The organism is Paenibacillus sp. J22FR5, assembly GCF_059691975.1.
The window spans coordinates 191,640-204,317 of sequence record NZ_JCAUAN010000004.1; the positions used below are offsets into that span (position 1 = coordinate 191,640).

Sequence of the window (12,678 nt, forward strand, 5' to 3'; positions counted from 1 at the left end):
GTTACTCCGCTGGGAACAATGCCACCTTAGTACGACGTAAAGAGCTTGGGGACATTCCATAATTTCTCTTAAATAACTTCGAAAAGTGAAATTCATCATAAAAATGCAGGCTAGCAGCAATTTCTTTTACCGAAAGAGTTGTCGTTTCGAGTGCCACTTTGGCTGACTCTAACTTTAGTTTAAGCATATAATCAACTGGAGATAGCCCGGTGATAGCACGAAACCGAGTGAAAAAGGTCGTTCGGGCCAAACCGCTAAGCTGCACAAGTTCTTCGACCCGAATGGCTTTGTTTATATTTTTATGCATATAGACGATGATCATATTAAGCTCTTTATGCTGCGGCAGCGTAGCGAACGATTGTTCCTTGGCGAAGAGGAGCAGATTGGAGTCGCATCGATTTGAGACATTGAAGCAATCCTACGGCTCGAAAGATTCGGATCGGGATGGTGTAGGACATTACACGGATGATCCGCTTCTTATCACAGAGAAATTTGGCGGGAAATGGGCAACGACCGAATTTCAGGCGGGGGATGTGCTCATTTTCGGGATGTTCTTACTTCACAGCTCGCTCGAAAATACGACTAACCAGTATCGGAACAGTGTTGACGCAAGATACCAGTCCGTCAATGAGAAGGTAGACGAAAGATGGAGCGGCAAAAAGCCGAAGGGCCATTTTAAATAAAATCTTTATAAAAGACTCCCCACTCCGCTTGAAATTTGCTATTATCTATAATGACCAAATCATCATGGCGAATGGAAATATTTTAATTTGTCATGAAAATAGGTTATGATAGGTGATGAAATCATAATAGAAAGTGGGATCCATAGTGGGACGTAAATGGAATAACATAAAAGAGAAGAAAGCTTCTAATGATGCCAGCACGAGTCGAATTTACGCGAAGTTCGGACTTGAAATTTATGTAGCAGCAAGGAAAGGTGAACCAGACCCTGAAGCGAATCGTGCGTTGAAAGTCGTCCTTGAACGGGCTAAAACGTATAATGTACCGAAAGCGATCATTGATCGCGCTATCAATAAAGCCAAAGGCGGCTCAGATGAGATTTATGAAGAGCTTCGTTATGAAGGTTTTGGACCTAACGGTTCAATGGTCATCGTAGATGCATTGACGAATAACGTGAATCGGACGGCATCAAGCGTGCGTGCTGCCTTTAGTAAAAATGGCGGTAACATGGGTGTAAACGGATCAGTTGCCTATATGTTCGATTTCACAGCAGTCATAGGGATTGAAGGCAAGAGCATCGATGAAATTATGGAAATACTGCTTGAAGCGGATGTCGATGTGCGTGATCTTGTGGAAGAAGATGACATGGTGATGGTCTATGCGGATCCTGAGCAGTTCCATGTCGTTCAAGAAGCATTCAAAACAGCTGGCATTACAGAGTTCTCAATTGCTGAGCTCACGATGCTCGCTCAAAACAATATCAGCTTATCGGAAGAAGGACAAGCCCAATTCGATAAAATGATGGATGCTTTGGAAGATTTAGAGGATGTTCAACAGGTATATCATAACGTGGAATAAACGTTTAGGTAAATAAAAGCGGTGCGAGATTAAGATTACTCGCACCGCTTTTATTTACTGCATTAGAGAGCGGTTAAAAATCAGGCGTAGTGAATCGAATTTGGATTCCCCTCCCAAATTTCCTTCTGAAATTAATATTAGCATGAGACTCATCCATAAATTACTTTTACAGATGAAGCAGCTTCAAACCACATAAACTTGAATTTTTTGAATGGCATTGTAGCCATATCCTTTTACATTCCAATCTGCGGCTTGAGGTTGCGTATTTCCTTCAGAATCCAAAGCTCGAACGCTAATTTCATAAGTTCCAGCATTCGTTACTTGCCATTTAAAGCACCAACGTCGCCATGAATAGGCTTCATGGGGGTCCATCCATGCAGCGGCTTGCCATGTCATGCCATTATCCGTGCTGATCTCCACAAGAACAACCGGATATTTGCCCGAGACTGCTGTTCCGACTAACCCATGTTCACCTTTTGCCAATACTTCTTGATTGGAGGGACGGGCAATTGTTGAATGGAGGCGCATAGTTGTAACTGGCTCAGCATCCTGTGCGGCTATGAGATTGCGGATGTATTGGTAATCTACAGCTTGAAAAGGGCCTGTAAAGGGCTCTTCAATAACTGAAATACGGTGTAGCCATTTGACGGAAGCCATGCCATACCACCCTGGAACGATCAATCGCACTGGATATCCATGACGGTAGGGTAGTGGCTTTCCATTCATATGAAGCGCTATTAATACATCGGGATGCAGTGCATCGTTGATCGGTAAGCTTCGGGTATAGGTAAACACCCCGGCCATATCCGTTCTTACGCCCTTATCCATCCCCTCAAACGTCACTTCAACCGCATTCATTCGAATACCAGCTGCATGTAAAAGATCTGCAAGACGAACGCCAGTCCACAACGCGTGGCTGCTTGCTCCAGATTCCCATTGCTCACCACGGGTTTTTGGGTAAAAAAAAGACCTCTTATCTCCCGCACATTCGAGCGTAACGGGTAATGTAACCAGATCCATTTGTAAAAGATCTTGATAGCAATAATTAAGTGGTCGTTTTACCAGTCCTTCGATATGCAGCCTCCATGTATGGACATCCACATTGGGATAGGGGAAGTGATTCCGAATAAAAAAGAGATTCTCCGGCGTGATTCGACTAGATAACGCAACCATCGGGAATTCTTGGATTTCTGGTAAGAGCTTCCGAGTAATTAAATAAGGCATATATAACAAAGAGGATCATCCTTCCGTGAAAAGTCTTTACTAAAGGTATGATCCACCTATTCAATTGAGATCGCCTTCAAGTTAATTGTTGTCGGCCGATTATGTTACGAAAACCACCAATAAACCGGGATAAATAAAATCGAAGTAATAATCCCGGCAGCTCCCATGGCGAAGCCGCTCATACTTCCTTCCTCCTCGGAATCCTTTAGAAGTCTCGCGGTTCCGATGCCATGCGCAGCGGTGCCAATCGCGATGCCGACGGATAAGGCGTCGCGGAAGCCCAGCCAGACCAGCAGCTTTTTGCCGAACATGCTGCCAAACAATCCAGTCAGCACGGTCAGCACGGCTGTTAACTCCGGCAGACCGCCGAGATGGCGCGATATCTCTAAAGCGATCGGCGAGCTAACGGATTTCGGCAGCATGCTGAGCAGAATCTCGCGGCTTCCGCCGAGCAGTCCAACGAGGGCAGCGGCACTGACGATGCCGGTAAGCGAACCCGCCGTAACAGCAATCAGGATGCGGATGATGTGTTTTTTGATCAAAGCCGCATGCTTATAAAGTGGTACACCAAGAGCCACTGTTGCTGGACCAAGCAGCACGGTAATCATATCTGCGCCTACCTTATAGGCAGCATAGGGAATATGGAAGCTCAGCAGTACACAGATGATGAGCCCCGAACATACAAAAAGCGGATGCAACCACCGCCAGCGCTTATGTATATGCTGCGCAGCCGTATAGGCTACAACGCTGAGAGCGATGCCAAAAATGGGGTTCATCAGCCAAGAGGAGGTAGTCATGACATCCCTCCTTCGACTGTTTTTTGCCCATTCGCATCAGAATTCATCCGATGCCCTTGATCCCCGCGACGCTGCAACTTGGATGTAACAAAGCCGGTAACAATCAGCACGGCCACTGAACTTCCCATAACGCCTACCCCGATAGATAGCCAATTTCCGCCGATAAGTGGGAAGAAGGCCATTGTTCCGACGACGAAAGGCAGAAAGAATAGCATCATGTGCCCTGTGAACCAATTGGCTGTGGTTTCGACCCATTCCAGCTTAATCAGCTTCGTAAACAGCGCGATGGTAAAAAGAATGAGTCCAATGACATTACCGGGCAGTGGAATGTGAAAGCTCGTTTGAAGCCAGATGCCAATCCCGTTAAAAGCTAATAAAATCGCGAGTCCTAACATGTTGTCTCCTTCATGGGCACATGGCCCCGTCTTATCTATCAGTCCTATTTAACCAATGTCCCCCTACTGCGCAGGAATTCTAATTACCCTGAACTGCTGCTCCGTTCCAGCCCATGAACAAAAGCATTTTCGATCAGTGGCTGCAGTGAAAAGTGCAGCACTAGTAACGTTTCGCTATCCGTAGTCAGCTCCTCAGCCAGCTCCCATGCCGATAGTCAGTTGGCGTAGATCCTATCGTGCTTTTGAACACGCGAGCAAAATGAAACGAGTTCTTGAAACCGCAACGCAAGGCAACTTCACCAATCGATAAACCGGTCTGGGTCAGTAATTCATTGGCTCTCAGTATCCGATAATTCCATACGAATTTGATCGGTGTTATTCCTTCATGTTTACGGAACAGGCGAACTAGATGCTCAGGTGACAAGCTGACTTCATCGGCGATGCGCTCCAGTGAGAGATGTTCATGAAATTGTAGTTCAATATATTTCTTGGCGTGTAGCACTGAAGGATGCGTATGCTGCGTATGGCTGATTGTCGATTCTGCAAGGAATAGTTGAAGGGCAGCCAACCCTAAACTGCATAGCGTTGCTGAGGTAGTCTCGTATCGCAATCGCAAGGAAAGTAAGATGTCGGTTAACCGATTCATTTCTTCGGTTATCGCTTGTGTAGGAGGTAATTGCTCCAATAGGGCTAATTCTCCATTTGAAAGCTGGTCAACATGAACAGCAATCCAACGATGCCATGTCTCTTGTTCTTTGGCGAACTCGAAGTGTTCTAGGTGCCCTGGTTTCAGAAGAATCACCTGCCCGGGCTGGACCTGTGTAGGAACATCATTGATGTGTACGGTCATGGAACCCGTATGCAGTAATACAAGTTGAAGATCGGGCTGAATACGAGGGCCAAAACGACTACCCGGTGGATATACGACGGTCCCCCCAATGGCGGATTGGATACGAGGCAAATGAAAGATAGAATTCGTAGGCATATTGTAAAATCCCCTCACTTGATCCTAAGGTGAAAATCAATGACAGATATATTATCGTCAATCACAGCCATGTTCGAAATGGGAGTTCGTCTGTATGCTTAGTATATCGGTAGAGCTCAAATTTTGAAAGGGGATATGAACATGCAGAGTCCAATCAAAGAAAGACTAGCACCTTTAGGAGAAGAGGAATTGGCATTTTTTCATGAACACGGGTACTATCTGTTGAAAAAAGGATGCAGTGCGGATCTCGTTGATGCCTTTAATGGACACATTCACGGAATAAGATCTGCGGATGCGATGCCAGAATGGGCGCAGCCCAAAAAGGGCAGTCAAGAAGTAAGTGATAAGGACCGCTTCTCCGTCAGGTTATTTAATCCGCATCAGCATGACGGCTTCTCGCAGCAGTTAATGAAACTGCCGATTGTCAGAGGAGCACTTGCTCAAATGATGGGCGATGAGGCAGTCTGCGTGCAAAGCATGTATTTCTACAAAGAGCCAGGGTCTCCTGGGCAAGCGCCGCATCAGGATTATTACTATATCAAGGATGATCCGAAGTCTATGATCGCGGCTTGGATTGCCTTAGAGGAACTTGTCGATGAAGAAAATGGCTGCTTATGGGTCATTCCTGGCACGCACAAACTTGGATTATTGCCCCATGGTAAAGTGAAAAATCTTGATGAGCATGAAAGCTGGACAGATGAAACCGAAGGTGTCGATCTTACACAAGAGATTCCAGTTATTATGGAAAAAGGCGATATTTTATTTTTCCATGAGCTGCTCATTCACTCTTCCTACAAAAATCGCAGCAAAGACCGCTGGCGCCGCTCCTACGTGTGCCACTACATCCGCAATGACTCTAGTGTTTTGTTTCGTGAAGATTTGCGTGTGAAATATCCGCTCTTTTAGAACACATGAAAATCAAAAATCCCCAACGCAGGCAGTTATGTAACTGCTTGAATTGGGGATTTTTGAGTAACAATGTTACTCCTTCGTTCTGCGGTTAACGAAATGCAGGAGTCCGAAAGAAATGATGATGATAGCTGCTGCCCAGCACCACGCAAGCGTTTGATGACCTGACTCAACGGCAATGTAAATGGCGGTAGGCAAGGTTTGTGTTTTGTGCGGAATGTTCCCCGCGATCATTAGTGTAGCGCCGAATTCACCAAGTCCTCTAGCAAAACCAAGTATGTATGCTGACAGGACTGAACGCCAAGCCAAGGGTAAGGTGATATAGCGCAGTACTTGCCACTCATTGGCCCCGATAGATCTGCCTGCGTCTTCCAAATCTCTATTGATAAGTGAAAACCCGGTTTTCATCGTTTGATAAACTAAAGGGAAAGCCACCACGATCGAAGCGATCACGGCAGCTCCCCATGTGAATATGATCGACTGATTGAATAAGCTCTCCATAAGGTGTCCAATCCAGCTTTTTTTACCGAGTAGTACGAGTAAAATAAAGCCAACTACGGTTGGGGGCAGTACTAAGGGTAATAGGAAGGCGGTTTCTAGAAATGTTTTTCCACGAAAGTTACGCCTCGACATTCTCCAAGCTGCAAGACCGCCAATTACAAGTACAAAAACACTGGAGACGACTGCTACCTTTAAGGAAAGCAAAATAGGAGAAGCGAATTCTGACCAGTTCATCTGTTACAACCTCAACCTCATTTTGGAATAGAAAACCCGTATTTAACAAACACATCTTGTGCTTCTTTACTTTGAAGATAGGTGTAAAAGTCGGAGGCTTCTTTGCCGTGCTTGGTTGCTTTTACGATGCCTGCCGGATATTCAATAGGCGTGTATGATTTAGGGTCAACACTGAAAGCGACTTTGACACTTTTCGAAGTCAAGGCATCGGTTTTGTATACAAATCCCGCTTCAGCATTTCCGGATTCTACATAAGTAAGGACTTGACGTACATCTTTTCCTTGAACGGTTTTGGCTTGAAGTGTATCCCATAGCTTCGCATTCGTCAATGCCTCTTTTGCGTAGCTGCCTGCTGGAACTGTCTGTGGTTCGCCAACGGCTAAATGCTTGATGCCGTCATTTGTTAAATCTTCGACCTTTTGAATAGCTACCTTGCCGTCTGCAGGCACAACAACGACTAGTTCATTGATTAATAAGTTTTTTTGCTGAGCAGTATCAATCAACTGCTTGTCGGTTAGGGCTTTCATATTTTTTGTAGCTGCCGAGAAAAATAGATCTGCCGGAGCCCCTTGTTCAATTTGCTGTTGTAGAGCGCCTGATGCTCCAAAATTAAAGTTAAGTTTAACTTGTTTATTTTTGGTCTCATAGTTAGTTTGAATCTCTTTAAAGGCGTCGGTTAAGCTAGCTGCAGCTGAAATCGTTAATTCTACTTTCTCGGCAGGTTGAGGCGATGGTGTGGATGCTGCTGTTGCTTGAGCAGTTTGTGTTGGAGCTGAGCTTGTGACGGATTGTTCCTTGTTGCTTGCACAACCTGTGATGATCATTGAAATGATAATGAATGATGACAAAACATAACTAAACCTTCTTAAACTAAACATTAAGTACCCTCCAATTTTAAATTTATATCTAATTGATTATAAATAGAGTGTTATAATCAATCATAATTATATCTAACTATAATTAATTAGTAAACAGTGGGATTGAAAACCCTTAAGTATCAGCTTATGATAGATGATAGTGTCTCTATTTTGAAAGGCGCGCACATGGAGGTTTACAATGACAGCTGACATTTCCTATACAACAGAAGAAATATCTAAACTTTTGAAAATTTCCAAATTAACCGTCTATGATCTCATAAAAAAAGGTGAGCTCCCTGCGTATCGTGTAGGCAAGCAAATGCGTGTGGATGCATCAGATCTTGAAGCTTATAAAAGACGTGCGAAAGGCGGCAAGTTTCCTTCTATTAGAACTGAGCTCGTAGAACCAATTGCACAGCATCTCATGCAGCCTGTAACATCTTCTAAGAACTCTCTGGTGATAACTGGACAAGATGTGAGTTTGGATATTTTAGCTAAACATATCGAAAGGAATGTACCCCAGTACAGACCGCTTCGGTCGTATGTGGGGAGTATGGACAGTCTAATCTCCATGTATAAAGGTGAATCCGATATTGTGAGCACACATCTGTTAGATGGTGACACAGGCGAGTATAATCTTCCCTATATTCGTAGATTATTGATTGGTTCATCGTTTTTAGTTTTGAATCTCTTATCACGATCGGCGGGTCTATACGTTCAAGTAGGGAATCCTCAACAAATTTATGGTTGGGCGGATCTCAAAAAGCCAGGTCTTCGTATGGTGAATCGTGAAAAAGGCTCCGGAGCAAGAGTGCTTCTCGATGAACAACTCCGATTACATGGCATTTCGCAAGGGTTGCTTAGCGGTTATGAGCAAGAAGAGTCGAATCATATGGGAGTAGCTGGGAAAGTTGCCACGGGTGAAGCGGATTTCGGAGTAGGGATTGAAAAAGCGGCTTCAATGGTTGGCGGCGTTGATTTCATTCCTCTAATCCAAGAACGATATGATCTTGTTATGTTAAAGAAACCAGAGACCCTTGCTTGGATTGAACAGGTTAAATGCGTACTTCAATCAGAAGCCTTTCGCAAGGAACTCCGTCCAATCCAAGGGTATGATTTATCGCAGACTGGACGCATATTATATGAGACGTAACCGATTAGAAAGATTATTGGCAGAAAAACTAACATAGTCTAGTAGACATCCTTTGCATATCTCTTTGCTTGAGACAACTCTTTCACATAGCCCTCTACTTCAGCCTTGAAATAAAAGTCACTCTCAGCCCGCACGATGGTCACCTACAGAGCGAGCGCCTACCTATGGGATGGCGTTACGCGTACGTTCCGGGGACATTGCGCTGGACCTCATTCGACCGGTGGACTTTCAGGTTCAGCGATTTGTTGAAGCAGCAGGCTTTTTTACCGTGGAAATGATGTGGGTAAATATTCCTGTGCTCCTTTTATTCATTATCGGACTTGGCATACAACCACCATCGAACTTAGCAGCTAGCTGCCTCGGCACTTGTGCTAAGTCTTGTCATACAGGAATCGTTAGTAGTCGATTGTTGTGGATGAAGGCGGCCAAACGATTAGCGATTAACGGGGGGAGGGGAGAGGAGAGGATGCTAGCTCCAAAGAAAAGCTTGCTGAAGCAGATTGCGTATCTGGTGGGGATGTATGCTCATTTTTGAATTCCGACACTGGCAGGCTGGGACTACTTTGAGTTGGTCGCAAGAGCAATACGGCTGGGCTGTTTGTGGCATTCCAGCCGTAACACTCGTTGTCGTGCTTGGCGCTTATTTCATATGGTCGCAGGGGTTAAGGTGTTATTCGAGTGTGGCGGGATAATCCGTTGGTTTCGGCTGCAATCAACATACATGGGATAGACACCTTCCTGATTCGTAGCAGGGGAAACGGCTTCTAAGATGGATGACACTTGCCTGTTTGGTGCAATCTTAGCAGGTTGATCACTCTGAACATTCATAGCATTCTGTCTGAGGCGTTTACTCTTCTCGAAAACATCGATTAAGAGATAGTACATAATACTAAGCACAATAAAACCTAATCCAATGATTTGTAAGTTTTGCATCCTAGTACGCCTCCTATGAATCTTTTTTCATAGATTAACTTATCTAGAATGCAATGTCGCTCGAAAATCGGTGTCGTTTTCTGACATTTTGTCAAAAGTGCCTCTGTGCGTTGGTTGATCTTGACATTTCAACTGAGAACCATTATCATTCGATGCAGGTATTCTAAATGAAAATGATTATCAATGGATGGCGAGTGTATAAGACATCATGAGGGGGAAAGTCAAGATGAATCATAGTGAAAACGGCATTGGCGTCGGGACACTGCAAGTCATTGCTGATTATCAATTAGAACGGTGGCTGCAGGTCCTTTCTACTGAAGACCATCACAGATCCGCAGAGGATGTTGATTGGACGCAACTTACTCAGTACGCTGCTTATCATGCAATTAACACGTGGTATACCATACCTGTTGCATCACGGACGTTTCTCACGTTAACGAATATATTTGAAAGACGTTGGACCAATAAAGTAGGCAAGTTTAGCTCAGAAGCCTTTTATACAGAAGTGAAGCATCGTGTTCTTAGCCAGTTATATCACATGTTGACGAGCGGAAGTCGTATCGAATGGCCGCTCCTTTTATTTGAGAGCATGGATGTATGGATTGAAGAGCTGAATATGGGATTATCGATGATTGTTCAAGTGATGGATTCCGCAGAGAAATCGTTTGTCATTCATAAATATGCCATGGAGGTCAGCGAGTCATCGATCGCACTGTTTACACATATGTCTGTTGTGTTTTGTAACAAAGCTTTCGGTATGAAACCCGCGCAACTGCTAGTCGTCAACCTTATGAGTGGTGAACAGCATCGTATCGAAACCAACAATCTCTCGCTTGATCAATCACTGGATTATCTCAAACTTATCAAAGATGTATATCTGGAAAGTCGCACATGCAAGTGCTGAAAAGAGGAGGATCTCCACGGAAACAAATTGAATGCGCAAGCCGAGGTTACGGATCTGCTCATTTGGCGAGATATGATGGTCATCTCGACACGAGGTTCAGGTATTAAATATAAACATGCGGATAAAACGAGTTTTCAAATGGTCTTGTAATTGGAGAAGCTCCCAACGATTCATTCGTAGGAGCTTCTTTTGTTGAGAAGGGCGTGCGCTGAGACGTCAGAAATTGCAGTCTAAGCGTTTCTTACATCCCCAACGGTGCGTTCGCATACCCGGCGTATGCCCTAATGTAGACCCAGCGGTTGGCTAGGTCTACAAATACCGAAATTGCTTATTCGTTGGGGTATTCGGAGCTGTATGCGTTCACACGCGCATTTACGACCTATATGGGTGTTTCGCCGCGTCCTATCGGGCTTAATTCAAATAGGCACGTTGACCAATATTCCTCTTGGTGCCATAATCGATAAAAAATAGACGTAGGCAGGGAGTCGACCAACCATGGGATTACGTTCCATCATTGACGCTTATCGGCATATGAAGATCAAAAACAAGTTGTCTATTTTGATAACGATGGTTATCGCGGTTTCGTTGTCATTTACGATACTAATTCAGCAGTATGTATTCTCCATATATGACGGACAAATCTATGAGAAATCCTCGCGCGTACTTAATTTATCGTCTACTGCGATTGAAACGGAGCTCAAACGATTGCAGCAGCTCTCTTATCGGATTTTGGCCGAGGAGCAGGTTCAAGAATGGTTAACTTCCCTGAAAAGAAATCCGTCCGATTATGACCGCCTTATTATTAGTCAATACTTAGTAGATCGATTGATTAGTTATTCAGGTGAGGAGCCTTATTTATATTCGATTCAAATAATGGATGCCAAAGGCAACGATCATGAAGGTGGCAACATTCTGAAGATGGACGCTGACAGGAAAAAGCACATCCTGGATGTTGCATCAGAGGGCATGGGAGAAAATCGATGGATCTATCCCGACAGTAAGGATTCGGCACTGATCGCGACGCGGGAAATACGCTCGTTTCACAAAACGAATTTTGACTTGGAGTATTTAGGGACGCTTGTACTCCGTATTAATATTGAGAAAATCGTTCGTGATATCGCACCGGAAGAAGGCGATGTGATGATTGTTTCCGAAGGGAATGTTATTTTCCCGAGTGAGCCTTCTTTTGATCTAAGTCGACTTGCTAAGCCCATGAATATGGTTAAAGGGTATGAAATTCAGAAAATTGACGATGAAGAATATTTCATTGCCCAAATACAATCGCTGAATACAGGTTGGACCTACTTGAATATTACGCCATTTAATCAAATTTTTGACCGTATTGTGTTTATTAAGGAAATGGTTGTCTTCGTCTTTATTGCGATCTTCGCCGTCGTTATCTTGTTAGGTATTCGCTTCTCGTATAGCTTAACTCGACCGATCGACGAATTGATGGTACGGATGAAGCTGGCTGAGAAGGGGAATTTCGAAGAAGCGAATTTATTTCCGCCTGGCGGACAGGTCGCGATGAATGAGATTGGACTCTTAACACGCAGCTTCAGATTCATGATAGAACGCATCAATACCTTGATTCAGGAAAATTATGCCAACCGTCTTCTAATTAAAGAAACGGAATTCAAAGCGCTGCAATCCCAAATTAATCCCCATTTTCTGTACAATACATTGGAGTCGATTAATTGGATGGCGAAAGTGAATCGGCAATCCAAAATTTCCGAAATGGTGGAAGCGTTAGCGTATTTGCTTCGCCACTCTGTCGATCTAAAGGAACCTATCATTACGTTAGGAGAAGAAATTGATATTGTCCGCAGCTATGTGACGATTCAGAAAATTCGCTTTGAAGAGCGTTTGGTGTTCAAGCTGGATGTGCCTATCGAATTAATGGATCGCGCTATTCCCAAGCTGACACTTCAACCGCTGATGGAGAATGCGATTCATTATGCACTGGAGTCAACCATCGAGCCTTGTGAAATTTCGATTCGAGGCTGGAGTACGGATCAAGGGATTTTCCTTGCTGTTGAGGATACAGGACCCGGAATGCCGCGCGGCGTGATAGAAAGACTAAGAAGTGGCGAAGTGACAACGAAAGGTAAAGGCATTGGACTCCTGAATATCGATGATCGCATCAAGCTTGCCTTTGGCGAAGCTTATGGTATTCGGGTGGATGAGACTGCAGAACATGGCGCTTCGATCATTCTAAGTTTGCCAAAAGGACAGGAGGAATAAGGT

The 12,678-nt window shown here is 44.3% G+C and carries 16 protein-coding genes; 8 read left to right on the plus strand and 8 right to left on the minus strand.

The features are described from left to right. Nucleotide 1 precedes the first annotated feature (1 nt). Nucleotides 2-322 carry an AraC family transcriptional regulator gene (locus AC58P7_RS08800; RefSeq protein WP_497341843.1) on the minus strand — a complete coding sequence of 107 codons (321 nt, stop codon included), beginning with the start codon at nt 320-322 and terminating at the stop codon, nt 2-4. Here AC58P7_RS08800 and AC58P7_RS08805 point away from each other — a divergent pair. Next, the gene (locus AC58P7_RS08805) at nt 315-683 is read left to right on the plus strand and encodes a hypothetical protein (RefSeq protein ID WP_497341845.1); all 369 of its coding nucleotides are present in this window, start codon (nt 315-317) and stop codon (nt 681-683) included. The two genes, AC58P7_RS08800 and AC58P7_RS08805, sit on opposite strands and share 8 nt — an antisense overlap. 145 nt (nt 684-828) lie before the next feature. Then, nucleotides 829-1,539, plus strand: coding sequence for a YebC/PmpR family DNA-binding transcriptional regulator (locus tag AC58P7_RS08810; protein WP_497341847.1), 711 nt, complete (start codon nt 829-831; stop codon nt 1,537-1,539). Nucleotides 1,540-1,722: 183 nt separating this feature from the next. On the opposite strand, the gene AC58P7_RS08815 is transcribed toward AC58P7_RS08810, so the two are convergent. The 4 genes from AC58P7_RS08815 to AC58P7_RS08830 form a co-directional block, all read right to left on the minus strand. Continuing rightward, entirely contained in the window at nt 1,723-2,763 is a 1,041-nt protein-coding gene (locus AC58P7_RS08815) for a sulfite oxidase (RefSeq protein WP_497341849.1), read from the minus strand. Nucleotides 2,764-2,867: 104 nt separating this feature from the next. Beyond that, nucleotides 2,868-3,560 carry an LrgB family protein gene (locus AC58P7_RS08820; RefSeq protein WP_497341851.1) on the minus strand — a complete coding sequence of 231 codons (693 nt, stop codon included), beginning with the start codon at nt 3,558-3,560 and terminating at the stop codon, nt 2,868-2,870. Continuing rightward, the gene (locus AC58P7_RS08825; protein ID WP_497341853.1) at nt 3,557-3,955 is read right to left on the minus strand and encodes a CidA/LrgA family protein; all 399 of its coding nucleotides are present in this window, start codon (nt 3,953-3,955) and stop codon (nt 3,557-3,559) included. The genes AC58P7_RS08820 and AC58P7_RS08825 overlap by 4 nt, the downstream gene beginning before the upstream one ends. Before the next feature lie 184 nt (nt 3,956-4,139). After that, nucleotides 4,140-4,940 carry a helix-turn-helix domain-containing protein gene (locus tag AC58P7_RS08830; RefSeq protein ID WP_497341855.1) on the minus strand — a complete coding sequence of 267 codons (801 nt, stop codon included), beginning with the start codon at nt 4,938-4,940 and terminating at the stop codon, nt 4,140-4,142. Between the two features lie 141 nt (nt 4,941-5,081). Between AC58P7_RS08830 and AC58P7_RS08835 the strand changes: the two genes are divergently transcribed. Next, complete coding sequence (locus tag AC58P7_RS08835) at nt 5,082-5,846, plus strand: phytanoyl-CoA dioxygenase family protein (protein WP_497341857.1); 765 nt, start codon at nt 5,082-5,084, stop codon at nt 5,844-5,846. A 75-nt stretch (nt 5,847-5,921) separates the two neighbouring features. Here AC58P7_RS08835 and modB read toward each other — a convergent pair whose 3' ends face one another. Both modB and modA read right to left on the minus strand, forming a co-directional pair. Further along, entirely contained in the window at nt 5,922-6,584 is a 663-nt protein-coding gene (gene modB / locus AC58P7_RS08840; RefSeq protein WP_497341859.1) for a molybdate ABC transporter permease subunit, read from the minus strand. A gap of 17 nt (nt 6,585-6,601) precedes the next feature. Beyond that, nucleotides 6,602-7,462: a molybdate ABC transporter substrate-binding protein gene (gene modA / locus AC58P7_RS08845; RefSeq protein ID WP_497341861.1), complete on the minus strand. Its 861-nt coding sequence runs from the start codon at nt 7,460-7,462 to the stop codon at nt 6,602-6,604. 178 nt (nt 7,463-7,640) lie between these two features. Here modA and AC58P7_RS08850 point away from each other — a divergent pair, with 178 nt between their 5' ends. Together AC58P7_RS08850 and AC58P7_RS08855 are read left to right on the plus strand one after the other, a co-directional pair. Further along, a complete protein-coding gene (locus tag AC58P7_RS08850; RefSeq protein ID WP_497341863.1) occupies nt 7,641-8,594 on the plus strand; it encodes a substrate-binding domain-containing protein in 954 nt (317 codons plus the stop codon). A gap of 169 nt (nt 8,595-8,763) precedes the next feature. Then, nucleotides 8,764-9,129: a hypothetical protein gene (locus AC58P7_RS08855; RefSeq protein ID WP_497341865.1), complete on the plus strand. Its 366-nt coding sequence runs from the start codon at nt 8,764-8,766 to the stop codon at nt 9,127-9,129. A gap of 110 nt (nt 9,130-9,239) precedes the next feature. Here AC58P7_RS08855 and AC58P7_RS08860 read toward each other — a convergent pair whose 3' ends face one another. Next, a complete protein-coding gene (locus AC58P7_RS08860) occupies nt 9,240-9,527 on the minus strand; it encodes a hypothetical protein (protein WP_497341867.1) in 288 nt (95 codons plus the stop codon). Between the two features lie 226 nt (nt 9,528-9,753). Between AC58P7_RS08860 and AC58P7_RS08865 the strand changes: the two genes are divergently transcribed. The 3 genes from AC58P7_RS08865 (at nt 9,754) to AC58P7_RS08875 (ending at nt 12,675) form a co-directional block, all read left to right on the plus strand. Beyond that, the gene (locus tag AC58P7_RS08865) at nt 9,754-10,431 is read left to right on the plus strand and encodes a hypothetical protein (RefSeq protein ID WP_497341869.1); all 678 of its coding nucleotides are present in this window, start codon (nt 9,754-9,756) and stop codon (nt 10,429-10,431) included. A gap of 27 nt (nt 10,432-10,458) precedes the next feature. After that, a complete protein-coding gene (locus AC58P7_RS08870) occupies nt 10,459-10,581 on the plus strand; it encodes a hypothetical protein (RefSeq protein WP_497341871.1) in 123 nt (40 codons plus the stop codon). Between the two features lie 345 nt (nt 10,582-10,926). Continuing rightward, nucleotides 10,927-12,675 (plus strand): sensor histidine kinase, encoded by a 1,749-nt coding sequence (locus AC58P7_RS08875; RefSeq protein ID WP_497341873.1) that lies wholly within the window; start codon nt 10,927-10,929, stop codon nt 12,673-12,675. Nucleotides 12,676-12,678: the final 3 nt, after the last annotated feature.